The 18,006-nt window shown below is 72.9% G+C and carries 15 protein-coding genes; 3 read left to right on the top strand and 12 right to left on the bottom strand.

Features of this window, described 5'->3' with window-relative positions:
* Nucleotides 1-35 precede the first annotated feature (35 nt).
* The 4 genes from ACVKXF_RS08030 to ACVKXF_RS08015 all read right to left on the bottom strand — a co-directional run bounded on the left by ACVKXF_RS08030 (nt 36) and on the right by ACVKXF_RS08015 (nt 4,323).
* Complete coding sequence (locus ACVKXF_RS08030; RefSeq protein ID WP_456795404.1) at nt 36-1,586, bottom strand: GMC family oxidoreductase; 1,551 nt, start codon at nt 1,584-1,586, stop codon at nt 36-38.
* Nucleotides 1,583-2,965, bottom strand: a complete 1,383-nt coding sequence (locus ACVKXF_RS08025; RefSeq protein WP_456795403.1) for an alpha/beta fold hydrolase — start codon at nt 2,963-2,965, stop codon at nt 1,583-1,585. Before ACVKXF_RS08025 ends, ACVKXF_RS08030 begins: the two co-directional genes overlap by 4 nt.
* A 76-nt stretch (nt 2,966-3,041) precedes the next feature.
* Nucleotides 3,042-4,010 carry a hypothetical protein gene (locus ACVKXF_RS08020; protein ID WP_456795402.1) on the bottom strand — a complete coding sequence of 323 codons (969 nt, stop codon included), beginning with the start codon at nt 4,008-4,010 and terminating at the stop codon, nt 3,042-3,044.
* A 61-nt stretch (nt 4,011-4,071) separates the two neighbouring features.
* The gene (locus tag ACVKXF_RS08015; RefSeq protein ID WP_340196856.1) at nt 4,072-4,323 is read right to left on the bottom strand and encodes a DUF4287 domain-containing protein; all 252 of its coding nucleotides are present in this window, start codon (nt 4,321-4,323) and stop codon (nt 4,072-4,074) included.
* A 131-nt stretch (nt 4,324-4,454) separates the two neighbouring features.
* Between ACVKXF_RS08015 and ACVKXF_RS08010 the strand changes: the two genes are divergently transcribed.
* The 3 genes from ACVKXF_RS08010 to ACVKXF_RS08000 are packed head-to-tail and all read left to right on the top strand — an operon-like array spanning nt 4,455 to nt 7,472.
* Entirely contained in the window at nt 4,455-5,603 is a 1,149-nt protein-coding gene (locus ACVKXF_RS08010) for an amino acid ABC transporter permease (RefSeq protein ID WP_456795401.1), read from the top strand.
* The gene (locus ACVKXF_RS08005) at nt 5,603-6,376 is read left to right on the top strand and encodes an amino acid ABC transporter ATP-binding protein (protein WP_123312804.1); all 774 of its coding nucleotides are present in this window, start codon (nt 5,603-5,605) and stop codon (nt 6,374-6,376) included. The genes ACVKXF_RS08010 and ACVKXF_RS08005 overlap by 1 nt, the downstream gene beginning before the upstream one ends.
* 52 nt (nt 6,377-6,428) lie before the next feature.
* Nucleotides 6,429-7,472, top strand: a complete 1,044-nt coding sequence (locus tag ACVKXF_RS08000) for an ABC transporter substrate-binding protein (RefSeq protein ID WP_456795400.1) — start codon at nt 6,429-6,431, stop codon at nt 7,470-7,472.
* Nucleotides 7,473-7,871: 399 nt separating this feature from the next.
* Here the strand turns inward: ACVKXF_RS08000 and ACVKXF_RS07995 are convergent, their stop codons facing one another.
* From ACVKXF_RS07995 to ACVKXF_RS07960, 8 genes are read right to left on the bottom strand one after another with little or no spacing between them, the layout of a single operon-like run.
* On the bottom strand, nt 7,872-9,062 hold the full coding sequence (locus ACVKXF_RS07995; protein WP_456795399.1) for an LLM class flavin-dependent oxidoreductase: 1,191 nt from the start codon (nt 9,060-9,062) through the stop codon (nt 7,872-7,874).
* On the bottom strand, nt 9,059-10,741 hold the full coding sequence (locus tag ACVKXF_RS07990; RefSeq protein WP_456795398.1) for an ABC transporter substrate-binding protein: 1,683 nt from the start codon (nt 10,739-10,741) through the stop codon (nt 9,059-9,061). Before ACVKXF_RS07990 ends, ACVKXF_RS07995 begins: the two co-directional genes overlap by 4 nt.
* A complete protein-coding gene (locus tag ACVKXF_RS07985; RefSeq protein WP_456795397.1) occupies nt 10,738-12,441 on the bottom strand; it encodes a dipeptide ABC transporter ATP-binding protein in 1,704 nt (567 codons plus the stop codon). The genes ACVKXF_RS07990 and ACVKXF_RS07985 overlap by 4 nt, the downstream gene beginning before the upstream one ends.
* Complete coding sequence (locus tag ACVKXF_RS07980; RefSeq protein WP_340196861.1) at nt 12,438-13,331, bottom strand: ABC transporter permease; 894 nt, start codon at nt 13,329-13,331, stop codon at nt 12,438-12,440. Before ACVKXF_RS07980 ends, ACVKXF_RS07985 begins: the two co-directional genes overlap by 4 nt.
* Entirely contained in the window at nt 13,328-14,356 is a 1,029-nt protein-coding gene (locus tag ACVKXF_RS07975) for an ABC transporter permease (RefSeq protein WP_456795396.1), read from the bottom strand. The genes ACVKXF_RS07980 and ACVKXF_RS07975 overlap by 4 nt, the downstream gene beginning before the upstream one ends.
* A complete protein-coding gene (locus tag ACVKXF_RS07970; protein ID WP_456795395.1) occupies nt 14,353-15,372 on the bottom strand; it encodes an LLM class flavin-dependent oxidoreductase in 1,020 nt (339 codons plus the stop codon). The genes ACVKXF_RS07975 and ACVKXF_RS07970 overlap by 4 nt, the downstream gene beginning before the upstream one ends.
* The gene (locus ACVKXF_RS07965; RefSeq protein ID WP_456795394.1) at nt 15,369-16,805 is read right to left on the bottom strand and encodes an NtaA/DmoA family FMN-dependent monooxygenase; all 1,437 of its coding nucleotides are present in this window, start codon (nt 16,803-16,805) and stop codon (nt 15,369-15,371) included. The genes ACVKXF_RS07970 and ACVKXF_RS07965 overlap by 4 nt, the downstream gene beginning before the upstream one ends.
* On the bottom strand, nt 16,802-18,001 hold the full coding sequence (locus ACVKXF_RS07960) for an LLM class flavin-dependent oxidoreductase (protein WP_456795393.1): 1,200 nt from the start codon (nt 17,999-18,001) through the stop codon (nt 16,802-16,804). Before ACVKXF_RS07960 ends, ACVKXF_RS07965 begins: the two co-directional genes overlap by 4 nt.
* Nucleotides 18,002-18,006: the final 5 nt, after the last annotated feature.

Genomic DNA, 18,006 nt, shown 5'->3' with positions numbered 1-18,006 from the left:
CCGCTCGCGCAGGTCAGGCGGCCCGCTCGCGCAGGTCAGGCGGCCCGGAGCATCCGGTCGGCGGTGCGGAGCGACAGCGCCATGATCGTCAGCGCCGGGTTCGCGATGACGGCGCTCGGGAACACCGAGTTGTCGGCGATCCACAGGTTCGGGACGTCCCACGAGCGGCCGTTGGGGTCGACGACGGAGGTCTCGCGGTCCGCGCCCATGCGGGCCGTGCCGATGGTGTGCGCGGTGCGCTCGAGGATCCGGACGTCCTTGCCGCCGGCGGCCTCGACGATGGCGGTCATGGTGCGGACGGCGTGACGGCGGATCGCGTCCTCGTTGGACCCGGGCGTGAACGACACCCGTGCGCGCGGGACACCGTGCTCGTCGACCTCGTCCGCGAGCACCAGGCGATTGTCGTCGTACGGCAGGCACTCGGCGTTGATGCCGACGCCCGCCGAGTACGGGTAGTCCTGCAGCGCGCGCACCAGTTCGGCGCCGCGCAGGCCACCGCCCCGGACGAGCGTGTTGGCGAAGGTCTGCGGCTGCACCCCGAGGCTCTGGATCAGGTACCCGCCGGCGAAGTCCGCGTCGGCGGGCCGGACGAAGTCCTCGGTGATGATCGACGAGGGGTAGCCGCGGTAGGAGCGCATCGACTGGTCGAAGCGGGCCCAGACCTGGGTGGCGCCGTGCGCGGTGAAGTTCCGGCCGACCTGGTCGCTGCCGTTCGCGATCCCGGTGTGCAGCAGCAGGCGCGGGGTCTCGACGCCGCCGGCGGCGAGCACGAGCGACCGGCAGCGCTGCCGGTGCTCGCGGCCGTCGTGGGTGTACAGCACGGCACTGACCTCGCCCGCGGCGTCGAGCTCGATGCCGTGCACGAACGAGTCCGGCCGGATCTCGGCGCCGAACGCCACGGCGGCCGGCAGGTACGTCGTGTCCATCGAGACCTTGGCGCCGTTGCGGCAGCCCTGGTGGCACGAGCCGCAGGACACGCAGGCATGGCGCAGACCGTGGTGCTCCTGGTGGCGGTCCTCGGTGGTCAGGCCGACGGGGGCGTCGGTCGCGGTGATGCCGGCGGCCGCTGCCCCGCGCATCATCATGTCCGACGAGGCGTTGCGCGCCGGCGGACGCATCCGGTAGCGGCGCGACGGGTCCCACGGGTAGTGCTCGGGACCGGCCACCCCGACGTCGTGCTCGACCTGCTCGATCCAGCCGGTGAGCTCGGCGTGGCTGATCGGCCAGTCCTGACCCTGGCCGCTCTCGGAGCGCAGGCGCAGGTCGTGCTCGCTCGGGCGCGGTGTGAACGCACCCCAGTGCAGCGTCGAGCCGCCCACGCCGGTCCCGCTGTTGTTCGGGCCGAACGCGGTCGGTGCTCCGCCGCCGCTCAGCCGCTCATCCATCCAGTTGATGTCGCCGGGTGCGGCGACCTCGTCGGGCACGTGGTCGCCCGGCTCGGTGTTGCGACCGGCCTCGAGGGCGACGACCCGCAGGCCGCGACGGGCCAGGGAGGCCAGCAGGGGGGCTCCGCCGGCGCCGGTCCCGACGACCACCACGTCGACGACGTCGTCCGTGCCGTAGGTGCGCTGTCCGTCGAGTCTCATCGTGCTGCTTCCGTCGTCGTGGTGTCGTCGCGGGTGTCGTCGCGGCGGTGGGGTGCCGGTGGTTCCCAGGCCTCGCGCTGGTCGGCGGCGAGCAGCTGGAACCCCTGCTTGCGCACGCCGTCGCCGCCGTTCGCGAAGCCGTCGAAGTCGATCGCCGCCATCGTCGCGGGGTGGGCCAGCCAGTGCTTCACGAGGTCGACGCTGGCGTCCTCGAACCAGGCGCGCAGCTGCTCGGCGTCGAGCACGCCGTCGGCACGGTACCGACCGGCGGAGACGTCCTGCAGCGCGCGGTCGAGCACGCCGTCCTGCGCGGGCCCGGCGAGCACGTCGAGCGCCGCCCGGTACGCCTCGACGTCGGCCGGCATGCCGTCGACGCGCCACCCGTCACCGAGCCCCGCGGCGAGCTGGTCGTCGACGCGCAGGGCGAGGTCGACCTGACCGTCCCCGGGCTGTGGGACGACGATCCGGGCGATGGCGCGGAGGGTCTGCAGCTGGAGCGCCGTGAGCGCGCGCGGCGCGGCGGTCGGGTCGTCGGGCAGCGCGCGTGCCGCCAACAGGGAGCGCATGCGGGCGCTGACCCGCGGCGAGGCGATGACCCGTGCCTGCTCGACGGGCACGACGGGAGCCCCGGTGAAGCGGCGGGTCCAGAAGTCGCGGATGCGGTCGGCCACGGCCTCGGGCTGTTCCCACGGCAGCAGGTGTGCAGCGCCCTCGACGACGTGGAGCTCCGAGTCCGGCCAGTGCGGGAGCGTGAGGCGACGCTGCGCCTCGGCGTCGAGGTCGCCGTCCTCGGCACCGGCGAGCACGAGCGCCGGCACGGGGTTCGGCGCCGCGTCCGACCAGTCCTCGCGGCTGCCGCGCGTGAGCCACGCCGTCCACGCGCCGGGATCGGTGCGCTGGACGTCCTGCACGGCGGTCGTGTGCCGCTCGGGCGCCAGGGTGGATGCGGTGTTCGCGTCGACGAACTCGGCGGCGTGGGTCGCGCCGATCGGGCCGTCGGCCGCCCAGGACAGCATCGCGGCGCGGCGCTCGTCGTCCATCGGTTCCGGCGCCAGCGGGGAGGCCGCCAGCAGCACGACGGCGCGCAGGCCGAACAGGCCGTTCGCGCCCGACATGGTGCGGTCGGCGACGACCGTGGCCACCTTGCCGCCCATGGAGTGCCCGATGAGCACCCACTCGCTCGCGCCGCTCGCACCGATCGCGCGCTCCACGAGCACGGCCATCTCCTCGACGGTGGTGCCGGACGACGCAGGGCTTCGGCCGAAGCCGGGCAGGTCGATGCCGATGAGTTCGAGGTCGTCACGGATCAGGGCACGGCGGAGCAGGGCGAACTCCTCGGAGCTCGCCCCCAACGCGTGGAGGCAGAACGCAGGGGTCACCCCTCTTGCCTACCGGTCGCTCCGCGGCGGACCCAGGCGGCGTGTACCCCGTCGGACGATCCTGTCCCCCGATCGGTCATCGTGCGTACGCGTCGACGAAGAGGTCGCCACGGATCCGCCGCAGGGTGTCGGCGAGCCGATCGACCGTCCGGCCGGAGATGCCGGACACCTGCAGGTCGTACGGGCCGAGCGCCGGCAGTCGTCCGGTGCGGATGCGCACGACCTCCCAGCCCACGGCGCGGACCGCGCGGTCCTTCTTGCGGTCGGTGTCCTGCCGCGGCCCGACGTGTTCGAGGCCGTGCCGACCGGTCGAGTCGTACTCGATCGCCACGCGGAGCTCCGGCAGGATGATGTCCGGCCAGACCTCGACGTGGTCGAAGAACGGCCGGTCGAGGCGGATCGCCGAGTGGTCGTAGGTGAACGCGAACCGGTCGGACAGCGCGGCGCGCAGCTCGGCTTCGACCGCGGACGCCGTCGCCGGTGCGCAGACGCTCGCGAACGACTCACCCGACGGCAGCCGCGGGGTCTTCGGGCAGATCGTGCGGGGCACCGGCTGGTTCGCGCGTCGCGGTACCCCCGGCACCGGTCGACGCGCTCGGGTGCGGCTCGAGGCGACGGCGCCCGCCGGGGTGCCGCGGGAGGGCGCCGCCGGCAGGGTCTGGCGGCCGGTGGCACGGACCACCCGCTGCGGGACCGGCACCTGCGACGGCCAGTCGGACGGCAGGACCGGCCAGCGCTGCGGCTGCGCCTGCACCGCGCACTCCGGGCACCACACCGAGCGCCGGCGTTCACGACCGGGTCGGGACCGCTGCTCGGCGGGAGTGGCGACGAAGACGTGGCCGACGTCGCACTCCCAGGTCAGCAGGACCTCGGCCGCCGGCGGGACCTGGGTCAGGACGACACCGTGGTTCCAGTCGGGGTGGTACTGGCGGATGAGCACCGGGTACGGCGCCCAGTCGGCGCGGAACTGCCCGACGGCGTACGGCACCGCCTCGCCGCGCGACCACTGTCGGCGGCGCCACCACGCGTCGACGGGTTCGGCCACGTCCACACGCTAGGCACCGCCACCGACACTGCCGTCGACACCGCGGGACGGCGACGGGTGCTCAGCGTGCGAGGGCCTGCTTCGCGTACGCCACGAGCGCGTTCGCGTGGCCGTGCCCGAGCCCGTGCTCGGTCTTCAGCCAGGTGACGACCTGCATGTGCGGGTGGTCGTCGAGCTGCTCGGCAACCAGGTCGAGCCACTCCTGGACGGGGCGGCCGTACGTCGTCTCGATGCTCGGGAAGTACGACGCCGGACCCTTCGGCTTGCTGCCGTCCGCCGGGGGCACGGGAGCGGTCACGCGGTGCGCTGTCATGGCAGAACCGTACTGCGCACAAGGCGTCACGGAACGTCATGCGCGACGCGACTGTGACGCCGCGTTCCGCCCCGTAGCGGTGTGTTGCACCGTGCGTTGTCCAGGCACCGCGACCCTTCTACGGTCGCGACATGACCGACACCAGAACGGGACCGCCCCGGGACGCGACCAGCGCCGTCGCGGGGACCGATGCGGTCGACGCGACCAGCGTCGACGACGCGGCCGGATCGCGGGGCACACCACGGGCCTCCCGGACGACGGACGCGACCGTCGACGCGGCCGGACGCGCCGCGCTCGACCGACCCGTCGTCCCGTTGCGGCACCCGCTGCGCTGGATCGCCGCAGCCGTCGTGCTGGTGGTGCTCCTGAACTTCGTCGAGACCCTGTTCACGAACGAGTCGTGGGGCTGGCCGGCCGTCGGGAAGTGGCTGTTCAGCCCGGCGATCCTGACCGGTTTGCAGCTCACGCTCGTGGCGACGGCACTCAGCGCGGTCATCAGCTTCACCGGCGGCATCGTCGTCGCGATCGCCCGGCTCTCACGCAACCCGGTGCTGTCCGGGCTGGCGTGGGGGTACGTCTGGCTGTTCCGCTCCGTGCCGCTCATCCTGGTGCTCGTCTTCCTGTACAACCTCGGGTCGCTGTACCCGACCATCGGCATCGGGATCCCCTTCGGGCCGCAGGTCGAGGTCACCACGGCCAACGTCCTCGGCGACCTGGCGATCGGCGTGATCGGGCTGAGCCTCAGCGAGATCGCCTACGCGTCCGAGATCGTCCGTGCCGGGGTGCTCGCCGTCGACCACGGCCAGCACGAAGCCGCGCAGGCGCTGGGGCTCCCCCGCCGTCGCCAGTTCGTGCGGGTGATCCTGCCGCAAGCACTGCGGTCGATCGTGCCGGCGTTCGTGAACCAGGTCGTCGGGCTGCTCAAGGCGTCGTCGCTGCTGTTCTACGTGTCGCTGCTCGACCTGTTCGGCGTCGTCCAGAACCTGTCCAGCACCTACCCGACCGACATCATCCCGCTGCTCGTCGTCGCGACGCTCTGGTACCTCGCGCTCACCAGCGCGGTGTCGGTCGTGCAGTACTACGTCGAGCGGTGGACCGCTCGCGGGTCGGTGCGGGCGTTGCCGCCCACGCCGTTCCAGCGGGTGCGGGCCGCGGTGCGTCGCGGTTCCGGACGCGGGCCGGGTCGGCCTGGAGGCCCGGATCGCGCCCGGCAGGCCGCCTCCGCCGCGGCCGTGGTCGCGTCCGGCCCCGGTTCCACCATCGACGACAGGACCATCTGATGAGCGCGGCGATCAGCATCCACGGAGCCGTCAAGGCGTTCGGCGACACGGTGGTCGTCGACGGCGTCGACCTGTCGTTGCCGTCCGGGAGCGTCACCGTGGTCCTGGGTCCCTCGGGCTCCGGTAAGTCCACGCTGCTGCGCGCGATCAACCACCTCGAACCGCTCGACCGCGGGGTCGTCACGGTCGGCGGAGAGACCATCGGCGTCCGGCTCCGGACCGGGCGCGACGGCATCCCCCGGTACAAGGAGCTGCCCGAGCGCCTGATCCTGCGGCAGCGGTCGCGGATCGGGTTCGTGTTCCAGCACTTCAACCTGTTCCCGCACCTGACCGCGCTCGAGAACGTGGCCGAGGGACCCATCGCCGCCGGGGTCCCCCGTGCCGTGGCGCGCGACCGCGCAGCGGCTCTGCTCGAGCGCGTCGGACTCGGCGACCGTGGCGACACCCGGCCCAGGCAGCTCTCCGGCGGGCAGCAGCAGCGCGTGGCCATCGCGCGGGCGCTGGCGCTCGAGCCGTCGGTCGTCCTGCTCGACGAACCGACCTCGGCGCTCGACCCGGAGCTCGTCGGCGAGGTGCTCGGGGTCATCCGGGGGTTGGCGGACACGGGCACCACGCTCGTCATCGTCACGCACGAGATCGCCTTCGCCCGCGAGGTCGCCGACCACGTCGTGTTCCTCGACCACGGCCGCGTCGTCGAGCAGGGCTCCCCCGCCCAGGTGCTCGACGATCCGCAGCACGCTCGCACGCGGGACTTCCTGTCCCGCGTCCGCTGACGCCGTTCCCTCGACGTTCCTTCTTCCCCTTCCACCCGATCCCAGGAGAACCATGTCCATCACCACCCCTTCCCGCTGGCGGACCCGCGCCGGCGCCCTCGTCCTCGCCACCGGAGTCGTCGTCGCCCTCGCCGGGTGCGCCACGTCGGCGACGGCCGGCTCCGGCTCTGGCTCTGGCTCTGGCTCTGGCTCCGGCGCGTCCGACGGCACGGTCACGATCGGCGCCGCGTCGAACGGTGCCGCCACCGAGACGAAGGTCACCGTCGACGCGGACGAGAAGCTCCACGACGAACTCCCCGCGTCGATCAAGAAGTCCGGCAAGCTCGTCGTCGGCATCGGTGCGCTGCCGGCCGGGTTCCCGCCGCTCGCGTTCACCGGCGACGACCAGAAGACGCTGACCGGCTCCGAGCCCGACCTCGGCCGGCTCGTCGCCGCGAAGCTCGGCCTCGAGGCCCAGGTCGAGAACGCCACGTGGGACAACCTGTTCGTCGGGATCGACGGCGGCAAGTACGACGCCGGGTTCTCGAACATCACGGTGACCGAGCAGCGCAAGGAGAAGTACGACTTCGCCTCGTACCGCCAGGACAACCTCGCGCTGCAGGTGCCGGAGGACTCCTCGTTGACGTTCGACGGCGACCCGTCCGTGCTCGCCGGCAAGACCGTCGCGGTGAGCTCGGGCACCAACCAGGAGCTCATCCTGCTCGGCTGGAAGGCCGACCTCGCGAAGCAGGGCAAGACGATCACGATCAAGTACTACCCGGACGGCAACGCCGTGAAGCTGGCACTCGACTCCGGCAAGATCGACGCGTACTTCGGGCCGAACCCGACGGTCGCGTACCAGAACACGTTGAGCGCGGACGGCGCGAACCCGACGAAGACCGCGGGCACGTTCTCCGGAGCGGGCGGCGACCTGCAGGGGCTCATCGCGGCGACGACGAAGAAGGGCAGCGGGCTCGCCGAGCCCATCGCGGACGCCATCGACGAGCTGATCGACGACGGCACGTACGCGAAGTGGCTCAAGTCGTACAACCTGTCGAACGAGGCCGTGGAGCACTCCGAGGTCAACCCCGAGGGGCTGCCGCTCGACGCGAGCTGAGGGCCGGGGTCGGGCCCGGGGCCGGGTCCGTCCGACTCGGAACGACTCCCTCGATGTCGCACGACGTCGAGGGAGTCGTTCTGTGCGTGCGCGGGCGGTCGGCTCCGACGCGGAACGACATCGTCGACGTCGCACGACGACCACGGTGTCGCTCGTTGCGCGTGCATCGTCCGACACTGCACGAGGTGATCGACGCGTGGACCGTCGGAGCATGCGCGCGCATCGGCCGCACGGGCCGCACGCCGAACGACTTCGTCGACGTCGCACGACGACCACGGTGTCGCTCATTGCGGGCGCCGACACTTGCACGCGCGCACGAACGACGAGCCCGATGTCGTGCGACATCGGGCTCGTCGTTCCGGGTCGACACGGACCAGTCCGGTCAGCGCACCAGTGCGGTCAGCGCACCCCGGCACCCACGCCAGCCCCCGCACGCGCAGCACCAGTACCAGCGCCAGCACCACCACCAGCACCCCGCGCGGCCCACTCCGCCGCGAGCAGCTCGTACGAGCGCACCCGGGCGTCGTGGTCGTGCGTGATCGTCGTCACGAGGAGCTCGTCCGCGCCGGTCGCCCGCTGCAGCACCTCGAGGCGGTCGGCGACGGCCGTGGCATCGCCGACGAACCGGGTGGCGAGCCGATCGGCGACCGACGCCGCCTCCGCCGCAGCGAGCGGCGCAGCCCGTGCCGCGGACGGCGTCGGGTACTCGATCGCCCCGACGCCGGAGCGGATCGAGTGCACCCACTCCGCGTACCCGAGCGACAGCTCCGCGGCCTCGGCCTCCGTGCGCCCGACGACGACGTCCGCCGACACGATGACGCGCGGTGCCTCGAGCACCCCCGGGCGAAATGCGTCGCGGTAGGCCTGCGCCGACGCCAGGACCGTGCCGGGCGACGTGTGGTAGTTCGCGCCGTACGGCAGTCCGAGTGCTCCGGCGACCCGGGCGCTCTCGCCTCCGGTCGACCCGTGGATCCAGAGCTCGACGGCGGCTCCGGTGGCGGGCGGCGCCCCGACGACGGCGCCGTCCCGCGACCAGGTGCCGGCGAACAGCGCACGGACGAGGTCCAGCTCGCCCTCGAACCGGTCGACGTCACCGGGCACCCGCCCGAGCAGCTCTCCCTGCAGCGCGAACCGGCTGCCCGGTGCGATGCGGAAGTCGAACGGTGCGGGGACGAGCAGTCCGTCGACGACCTCGTCCGACCGGGGCGCGAGCGACGGCGGCTTCGGGGTACCGGGAGCCGGCGCCCCGGAGCGGCCGAGCCCGAGGTCGATCCGCGGCCCGTACAGCGCAGCGAGGGTGCCGAAGGTCTCGGCGATCTGCAGCCCGCGGACGTTGCCGACGAGCGTCGCCGCACTGCCGACCCGGATCGTGGACGTGGCGGCGGCGACCGCACCGATCACGATGGTCGGCGCGCTGCCGGCCACCCCGGGGTTGAGGTGGTGCTCGGCGAGCCAGTAGCGGGCGTACCCGGCGCGTTCCGCGGCGACGGCCAGGTCGACGGTGCGGTGCAGCGCCGTGGCGGCGGACGACCCGGCGGTGACCGGCACCAGGTCGAGCACCGAGAGCGGCGCCCGTCCAGCGGCGCTCACGACGCGTCCTTCCACGCGCCGGTCAGCTGGTCGAGCCGGGTGTCGGCCCCGAAGACGATGCCGTGCACGTCCGTCGCGGGCGCGATGATGCTGGTGAGTTCGTGCACCGGGACGAAGTCGACCTGGGACGCGATGCGCTGCTGGATCTCCCCGAAGGTGGCCGACCGGTCGGACGCCGACGACTGGGACAGTTCCTTCGTGAACAGCGCGTCGAGCGTCGTGTCCGACGCACCGATCGACTGGGCGCCCGAGCTGGAGAACTTCGACCGCAGGACGTCGCCGTCGGCGCGCGAGCTGTTGTCCCACGACAGGTCCCAGTCGCCGCTCGTCAGGTTGGCGAGGTACTGCGGCACGGTCCCGCTCTCGAGGGTGACGCCGACGCCGACCTTCCCGAGCTCCTGCTGGATCAGCTCGAGGGACGTCTGGTTCGGTCCGAAGTTCGTGATCCAGACGAGCTTGAGCTGCAGCTTCGTCCCGTCCTTCGAGCGGATGCCGTCGGAGCCCTTCTTCCACCCGGCGTCGTCCAGGGCAGCCGCCGCGGCCTTCGGATCGTACGTGGCCGAACCCGACGACGTGGCCGAACCCGACGACGTGGCCGAACCCGACGACGTGGCCGAACCCGACGACGTGTCCGCGTACCCGGGTGTCGTCGACCCGAGGACCGAGTCCGCGACCTTGAACAGGTCGTTCAGTGCGGTGTCGCGGACCGCCTTCGGGTCGACGGCCTGGGCGATCGCCTTCCGGACGACCAGGTCGGACACGATCGGCCGCTTCTGGTTGAACGTCAGGCCGAACACCTGGCCCGGGTTGGCGCGGGTGACGAGGTCGTACTGCGCCTGCAGGGTGTCGACGTCGCTCGGCTGCACGCTGCTGATCGCGTCGAGCTGGCCGGACTGCAGGCTGCCGGTGCGGACGCTGGCTTCGGGGACGACCTGGAACGTCACCTCGGACAGGTGCGCCGCCCCGGCGTTCGACCGCGCGGCGGGGCCCCAGTCGTAGTCCTTGCGCTTCGTGAGGACGGTGGAGGTGTTCTTCGTGTACGACTGCAGCGTGAACGGCCCGGTGCCGATCACGGCCTTCCCGTCGGCACGGTCGTCGAACGGGGTCTCGGTGGTCTTCGGGGCGACGATGCCGAGGGCGACCGACGCCGTGGCGTTCGGGAACGCGGCGTTCGGCGTCGAGAATTCGACCTCGACCGTGTCGTCGTCGACGACCTTCGTCCCCGTGTAACCGGAGAAGTACGCGGCGGCCGTGCTCGATGCGCCGGCCGAGGCGATGTCGTCGAAGGTGTCCTTGACGGCCGTCGCGTCGAACGCGGTGCCGTCCGAGAACGTGACACCGGAGCGCAGGTCGAACGTGAACGCGGTGGCGTCGGCGTTCGCCGAGTACTTCGTCGCCAACCACGGCTTGAGCGAGCCGTCGGACGGGTCCTGCCAGAGCAGCGAGTCGACGAGCTGCCGCGTGATCGCCAGCGTGTCGTTGCCCGCGCCGGTGCCCGTCGGGTTGAGCGTGATCGGGTCGTTCGCGATGGCGTAGGTGAGCGAGCCGCCGTCGACGGGCTTCGACGACGAGGACGTCGACGCGGTACCGCCCGATGAGCAGCCCGCCATGACCAGGGCCGCCGCGGTGCCGGCCGCGATCGCGGCCACCAGACGGAACGGGGTGCGGTGGGTGGTCATGAGACTCCTTCGGTGGTGGCGACGCGCCGGGATCGTCCCGGGATCGCGTCGAGCAGTGCGCGCGTGTACTCGTGCTGCGGGTCGTGCAGCACCTGCGCCACGTCGCCGTGCTCCACGACACGGCCGCCCCGCAGGACGGACACCTCGTGCGCGATGCGACGGACGACGGCGAGGTCGTGCGAGATGAACAGGTAGGAGACGCCGAGCGTCGACTGCAGCTCCGCGAGCAGGTCGAGGATCTGCGCCTGGACGGACACGTCGAGTGCGGAGACCGGTTCGTCGAGGACGATGAACGACGGATCGAGTGCGAGCGCGCGGGCGATCGCCACACGCTGCCGCTGTCCGCCGGACAGCTCCGCCGGTCGACGACCGAGCACGGACGACGGCAGCGCGACGAGGTCGAGCAGCTCCGCCGCCCGTGTCGCGCGGGACCGCCGGGTGCCGATGCCGAAGGCCGCGAGCGGGTCCGCGATCACCGCCCCCACCGACAGCCGCGGGTGCAGCGCCGCGTACGGGTTCTGCTGCACGATCTGCGCCTGCCGCCGGTACGCCCGCAGCGCCGCACCGCGGGCTCCGCCCACGTCGGCGCCGTCGAACCGCACGCGGCCGGCGTCCGGGCGTTCGAGTCCGAGCACGAGGCGTGCGGCGGTCGACTTGCCCGAACCGGACTCCCCCACCAGCGCCAGGGTGCGGCCCCGCGGGACGGTCACGTCCACGCCGTCGACGGCGGTCACGCGGTCGAAGGACTTCCGCAGTCCGGTCGCGACGACGAGTGGGTCGCCGTCTGCCGGGAGGCCCGTGCGGAGTCCGACGGACACGGTCACGTCGTCGAGACTGGGCGCCGCCGCGATCAGTGCGCGCGTGTACGGCTCGCGGGGTGCGCCGAGCACCTCGGCCGGGGTGCCCTGCTCGACGACCCGCCCCTCGGACATCACGACGATGCGGTCGGCCCGGTCGGCGGCGACCCCGAGGTCGTGCGTGATGAACAGCACGCTCGTGCCCCGTTCGGCGACGAGCCGGTCCAGGTGGTCGAGGATCGTCCGCTGGACCGTGACGTCGAGCGCGCTCGTCGGTTCGTCCGCGACGAGCAGCTCCGGGTCGCCGATCAGCGCGATCGCGATGAGCACCCGCTGCCGCATGCCGCCGGACAGCTCGTGCGGGTACTGCCGCGCGCGGAGTTCGGGTCGGTCGATGCCGGCACGGCGGAGCTCCTCGACGGCGTGTTCCCGAGCCTCGGCACCGGTGGCGAGCCCGTGGATCCGGAGCACCTCGGCGACCTGCGTGCCGATCCGCGTCACGGGGTTGAGCGACACCGTCGGGTCCTGCGGCACGAAGCCGATCCGGACGCCGCGCACGGAACGCACCTGGCGGTCGGTCGCGGTGACCAGGTCGAGGTCCCCGGATCCGTCGGCCGCCCCGGAGAGCCGCACCGTCCCCACTGGCTCGGCCGTGCCGTCGCTCCGCAAGCTCCGCGACGCCCCGGAACCGGCCAGCGTGGCCCCACCTCCCGTCAGGTCCGCCGCTGCGGGCAGGAGCCGGAGGACCGCGTGCGCCGTCGTCGACTTGCCCGAACCGGACTCGCCGACGATGGCGACGCGCTCGCCGCGGCCGACCTCGAGCGAGACGCCGTGGAGCGCGGTGCGCGCACTGCTCCCGCGGCCGTAGGTGACGGTCAGGTCCTGGATGCTGAGCAGGCTCATCGGACGGCCCTCCGTTCGGTGTCGAGCGCGCGGGCGACGCGGTTGCCCGCGAGCACCGTGACGGCGATCACGAGGCCGGGGATGGTCGTGAGCCACCACGAGGACGCGATGAAGTCGCGCCCGGTGGCGACGAGGGAACCCCACTCGGGCTGCGGTGGCTGCGCGCCGTAGCCGAGGAAGCTCAGGCTGGAGACGGCGAGGATCGCGGTGCCGAACTCGAGGGCGGCGAGCACCAGGACGGGACCGGCCGCGTTGGGCAGCACGTGCACGGCCAGCACGCGCCACCAGCGGTTGCCGTTCGCGCTCGCCGCCTCGACGTACGGCGCGGTGCGGACCCGGACGACCTCGGAGCGCATGATGCGGGCGATCGTGGCGATGCTCGCGACGCCGACCGCCACCGCGACGTTCACGGTGCCGAAGCCGAGCACGGTGACGATCGTCAGCGAGAGCAGCAGGCTCGGGATCGCGAGCAGGACGTCGGCGACGCGCATGAGCACGGCGTCGACGACCCCGCCGACGAAACCGGCGACGAGCCCGACGAGCGAGCCGCCGACCAGGCCGATGACGATCGCGAGGACCGCGGCCTGCAGTGTGAGCGCGGTGCCGTGCACGACGCGGGCGTACAGGTCACGGCCGAGCTGGTCGGTGCCGAACCAGTGCGCGGCGTCGGGAGCGGTGAGCTTGGCGGCCGGGTCGGCGGCGAGCGGGTCGTGGTGGGTGAGTGCTCCGGGCAGGAGCGCGGCGAGCACGACGAGGGCGAGCCAGACGAGCGCGACGGTGAGCGTCGGGCGGGCGACGAGCGCACGGAGCGCTGTCGTGGTGCCGCCGGGGAGGCGGTCAGTGGCGAGCGACGCGGGGCGCCCGATGGCGAGCTGCGTGGTCTCGGTCATGCGGGGACCGCCTTCGGTTCGGTGGCGCTGGACGGGGTGGCGTCGGGCGTCGCGCCCGGTGTCGCGCCGTCCTGGTCGCGGAGCTTCCGACGGCTGCCGGCGACGACGACGCGCGGGTCGAGCAGCGGGTACACGAGGTCGACGACCAGGTTCACGACGACGAAGATCGCGGCGGCGAGCAGCACGATGCCCTGCACGACGGGGATGTCCTGCTGCTGCACGGCGGTCGCGGTGACCCGACCGAGGCCTGGGCGGGAGAACACCGTCTCGGTGACGACGGTGCCGGAGAACAACTGCCCGACGATGAGTCCCGTCACGGTGAGTGCGGGCAGCGCAGCGTTCTTGAGCGCGTGCCGGAGCTGAACCCGCCAGCGTCCGGCACCCTTGGCGTACGCGGTGTCCACGTACGGCTCACGGAGGGTCTGGACGAGGGACTTCGACAGCAGCTGGGCGATCGTGGCACCGGTCGGCAGCGCCAGGGTGATCGCCGGCAGGACGACCGACGCCGGACCCTCGCCACCGAACGCCGGGAAGACGTGCAGCCCGAACGAGAACCACTGCACCAGCAGCAGCGCGAACCAGAACCCGGGGACGGCGACGCCGATCGGGGGCAGCTGGAGCAGGAACTGGCCGAGGGCCCGGTTCCGGGTCCACGTCGCCAGGACCGCGATCCCACCGCCGAACACGATCGCGAGCACGAGGCCGGCGACCGCGATCTGGGCGGTCGGCGCGATCGCTTCGCCGATGACGTCGGCGACCGGTCGACCGACGCCGATCGAGCGGCCGAGGTCGCCGGTGAGCAGGGCGCCGAGGTGTTGGACGTACTGCACGAGCACCGGCTGGTCGAGGCCGTACTGGTGCCGGAGCGCGTCGAGCTGTGCCGCCGTGACGTCGGTGGCGTCCGGGCCGACCATGATCCGGGCCGGGTCGCTCGGCAGGACGTAGAGGACGAAGAACGAGATCGTCCACGCCGCCCAGAGCACGAGCACGGCCTGGCCGATGCGGGAGAGCAGGTAGCGGGTCATGCCGCCACCGCCGTCCGCGCCGTCCACCCGAGCGCCGGTGCGACCTTCGCCACGACGTCCGAGACGATCTGCTCGTACTCGTCACCGGCGAACTCGTAGGGCAGCTCGATCCGGAACTCGTCGACCTCGGCCAGCGTCGCGTCGTGCACGAGCTGCTCGACGATCTGCTCGGCGGGCCCCACCAGGTCGGCGGAGAACAGGGTCCGGCGCGGCCCCTGGGGCGCGGTCTGCCGTGCGAGACGGGACTCGGACCAGGTGCGGTACCGCTCGCGCGAGACCCGATCGGCCGAGTCGGTCGGTACGACGCACCGGCCCCAGGCCACACGGGGCGTGCGGCCGGTCGGCAGCGCGGCGCGGTACGCCGCGAGCTGGTTCCGCTGGGCGGTGCCGTAGTCGTCGGTGCCCTCGCCCGAGGTGAGGTTGCCGAGCAGCAGGTTGAGCCCGGAACTGCCGGCGAAGGAGGCCGACCGGAGCGACCCGCCGCCGTACCAGACCCGGTCGACCAGACCCGGCGCGTACGGCTGCAACCGGGGGCGCTGGACGTTCCCGGGACTCTGGATGACGGTGTCGTCCGCGCCGAGGAACGCGCCGCGGAGGTTGTCCACGAACCGGGACACCCGCCCGTATCCCCGGTCGAACGCGCGCCAGTCGCCGTCGAACACCAGGTCGCCGAGGATCTCGGCGTGCGGCGAGCCGGTGGACAGCCCGACCTGCAGCCGCCCGTGCGCCAGGACGTCGGCGAGCGAGAAGTCCTCGGCCAGGCGGAAGGGACTCTCCCACCCGATCGGCACGACGGCCACGCCGAGCTCGATGGACGTGGTGCGCTGCGACGCCGCCGCCAGGAAGACCGCGGCCGAGCCGATGCCGTGCTCGAGGTGCCGGTGCCGGACCCAGGCGCCGTCGACGCCGAGCCGCTCGGCCGTGGCGAACAGGTCGAGGGTGGCCTCGAGACCGTCGACGGGGGCGTCGTCCTCGAAGTTGCCGGGGACGAGGATCGCGAGGCTGGAGATCGTCACGCGAGCACCCCGGCGGACGCTGCCGCACGCGCCGGACCCGCCGCAGCGGCCGTGCGTGCGGCGGCCGATCGGTCGCGGATCGTGCCGGGCAGGTCGAGCGTCTGCCGGAGGGTCGCACCCTCGTCGTAGGACTGCCGGTAGACGCCGCGCTCCTGCAGCAGCGGGACGACCGTGTCGACGAACTCGTCGAGGCCGTACGGGTTGGTGTGCGGCACGACGACGAACCCGTCGGTGGCGCGCTCCTGCACGTACCGGTCGATCTCGGCGGCGATGTGCGACGCCGTCCCGACGAACCCGCCCCGGGTCGACGCGCGGATGACGAGGTCGCGGATCGACAGGTGCTCGGCCTCGGCCAGGTCGCGCCACGACTGCACCAGGGCGGGGACGTCGCGGGTGTGTCGGGCGCGGCCCCGGGTGATCGCGGCGCCCTCGTAGTCGGGCTCGATCGTCGGCAGCGGGCCGTCGACGTCGTACGACGACAGGTCGCGGTTCCAGACCTGCTCGAGGAACGCGATCGCCGTGGCCGGGCTGACCTGGGCGCGACGGATGGCGTTCGACCGCTCCTCGGCGTCCTCCGCCGACGAGCCGATCACGAAGGTCGCGCCGGGCAGGATCTGCAGCTCGTCCTTCGACCGTCCGACCCGCTCGAGCCGCTCGGTGACGTCGCGGTAGAACGCCTGCGCGTCGTCGAACTCGGTGTGCAGCGAGAAGATCACCTCGGCGTTCGCGGCGGCGAGGTCGCGCCCCTCGTCGGAGTCACCGGCCTGCACGATCACCGGGTGCCGCTGCGGACTGCGGGGCACCGGGAACGTGCCGGTGACGTCGAACTGCGGGCCGTGGTGGTCGACGTCGTGGATGCGGGACCGGTCGGCGAACACGCCGTCCGCCAGCGCGCCGCCCGCGGCGGTGCCGGCGACGACGGCGTCGGCCTGCCACGAGTCCCAGAGCTCGCGGGACAACGCGATGAACTCGGCAGCGCGCGTGTACCGGTCGGCGTGGTCGAGGAACCCGCCGCGGCGGAAGTTCGCGCCGTGGAACGCGTCCGAGCTCGTCACGACGTTCCACCCGGCACGACCGTCGGTCAGGTGGTCGAGCGTGGCGAGCTGCTTCGCGAGTTCCACGGGCTCGTTGAAGGTCGTCTGCAGGGTGCCGACCAGACCGATGTGGTCGGTGACCCCGGCCAGGGCGGCCAGGACCGCGAGGGTGTTCGGACGCCCGACGACGTCGAGGTCGTGGACGCGGCCCTTCTGCTCGCGGAGCCGCAGGCCCTCAGCGAGGAAGAGGAAGTCGAAGAACCCGCGCTCGGCGTTGCGGGCGAAGTGCTCGAACGACGAGAACGCGATCTGGCTCTCGGCACGGTCGTCGCTCCAGATCGTGGTGTTGTTGACGCCCGGGAAGTGGGCGGCGAGGTGGACCTGACGCTTGGTGCTCATGCTGAGACCTCCACGGAGACGGAACCGGCGGGTGCGGACGCGTACCGGCTGACCGCCGGGGCGATGCCGAGCCGCGTGCGCAGGTCGGCGGTGGGACGGGACGCCACGTCGGCGCGGAGCCCGGCGGTGACGAGCGCGGGGACGAGCTGCCTGGCGATGGCGGTGCTGTCGAGCGGGATGCGCAGGGGGCGGAGCCGGACGCCGGCGAAGCCGAGGCCCCGCAGGTCCCCGATCAGCGACACCAGTTCGGGCACCGTCGTCGCGAGCACGGACGTGTCCGACGCCCCCGCGTACGCGCTCCCGGCAGCGCCGTCGAGCGCGGCGAGCTCGTCGGCCGCGGCAGCGGACGACGACCCGATCAGCACCGCGAGGTCGGCGAGGACCGGACGACGGACGTCAGACCCGGCCACCTGCTCGAGGTGACGGACCTCGTCCAACAGGTCCCGCGCCTCCCGGCCCTGGTACCCGGGCGTGACCAGCACGACGTCCGCAGCGTCCACGGCGAACGCCGCAGCGTCGGCGCGGTGGGCCAGGGCGAAGACCGGCGGCCGCCCCTGCGGCGACCGCGGCACGATCGACGCGCCGTGGACGGACAGGTGGCGGCCCGCGTACTCGGCGTTGTGGATGCGGTCGCGGTCGATGAACCGGCCGGTCGTGACGTCGCGGATGATCGCGTCGTCGTCCCAGCTGTCCCACAGGCGGGAGACGACCTCCGCCGCCTCGCGGGCCTCGTCGAACAGGGTGGCCGCGTCGTCGCCGCCGGGTCGACGGCCGAACAGGGCCGCCTCGCGGGTCGTCGGACTCACCTGGATCCGCCAGCCGGCTCGCCCGAGCGAGACGTGGTCGAGGGTCTGGAGGCCCGTGGCCACGTGGAACGGCTCGGTGTGCGTCACCGAGACGGTCGGCACCAGACCGACGGCGCGGGTCGCGGGGGCGACCGCGTTCGCGACGAGGAGGGCGTCGAGCCGTCCGACGACGGTCGTGGTGTCGAGGTCGTGGTCGGCAGCCGTCGGGCCCGCGGTGAACGAGTCCTCGATGGTGACGGCGTCGATGCCGAGACGGTCCTGTTCCACGACGACGTCGCGCCAGTGCCGGAGGCTGGACAGGCGCTGCGCGACCGGGCCGGCGACGCGCCAGGCGGCGGGGTGCCAGCCGGCGCCCTGCAGCGCGGTGACGAGGGTGATGCGGTCGGGCATGGCGG

This window comes from Curtobacterium sp. PvP017, assembly GCF_054060195.1.
The sequence above is the reverse complement of the archived record's forward strand: the minus strand, read 5'-3'. Positions and strand labels throughout refer to the sequence as shown.

Excerpts from the sequence above, each read along its gene's own strand:
- ACVKXF_RS08030 (WP_456795404.1), bottom strand. The coding sequence starts at position 1,586 with ATGAGACTCGACGGACAGCGCACCTACGGCACGGACGACGTCGTCGAC.
- ACVKXF_RS08015 (WP_340196856.1), bottom strand. The coding sequence starts at position 4,323 with ATGACAGCGCACCGCGTGACCGCTCCCGTGCCCCCGGCGGACGGCAGC.
- ACVKXF_RS08010 (WP_456795401.1), top strand. The coding sequence starts at position 4,455 with ATGACCGACACCAGAACGGGACCGCCCCGGGACGCGACCAGCGCCGTC.
- ACVKXF_RS08005 (WP_123312804.1), top strand. The coding sequence starts at position 5,603 with ATGAGCGCGGCGATCAGCATCCACGGAGCCGTCAAGGCGTTCGGCGAC.
- ACVKXF_RS08000 (WP_456795400.1), top strand. The coding sequence starts at position 6,429 with ATGTCCATCACCACCCCTTCCCGCTGGCGGACCCGCGCCGGCGCCCTC.
- ACVKXF_RS07990 (WP_456795398.1), bottom strand. The coding sequence starts at position 10,741 with ATGACCACCCACCGCACCCCGTTCCGTCTGGTGGCCGCGATCGCGGCC.
- ACVKXF_RS07985 (WP_456795397.1), bottom strand. The coding sequence starts at position 12,441 with ATGAGCCTGCTCAGCATCCAGGACCTGACCGTCACCTACGGCCGCGGG.
- ACVKXF_RS07980 (WP_340196861.1), bottom strand. The coding sequence starts at position 13,331 with ATGACCGAGACCACGCAGCTCGCCATCGGGCGCCCCGCGTCGCTCGCC.
- ACVKXF_RS07975 (WP_456795396.1), bottom strand. The coding sequence starts at position 14,356 with ATGACCCGCTACCTGCTCTCCCGCATCGGCCAGGCCGTGCTCGTGCTC.
- ACVKXF_RS07965 (WP_456795394.1), bottom strand. The coding sequence starts at position 16,805 with ATGAGCACCAAGCGTCAGGTCCACCTCGCCGCCCACTTCCCGGGCGTC.
- ACVKXF_RS07960 (WP_456795393.1), bottom strand. The coding sequence starts at position 18,001 with ATGCCCGACCGCATCACCCTCGTCACCGCGCTGCAGGGCGCCGGCTGG.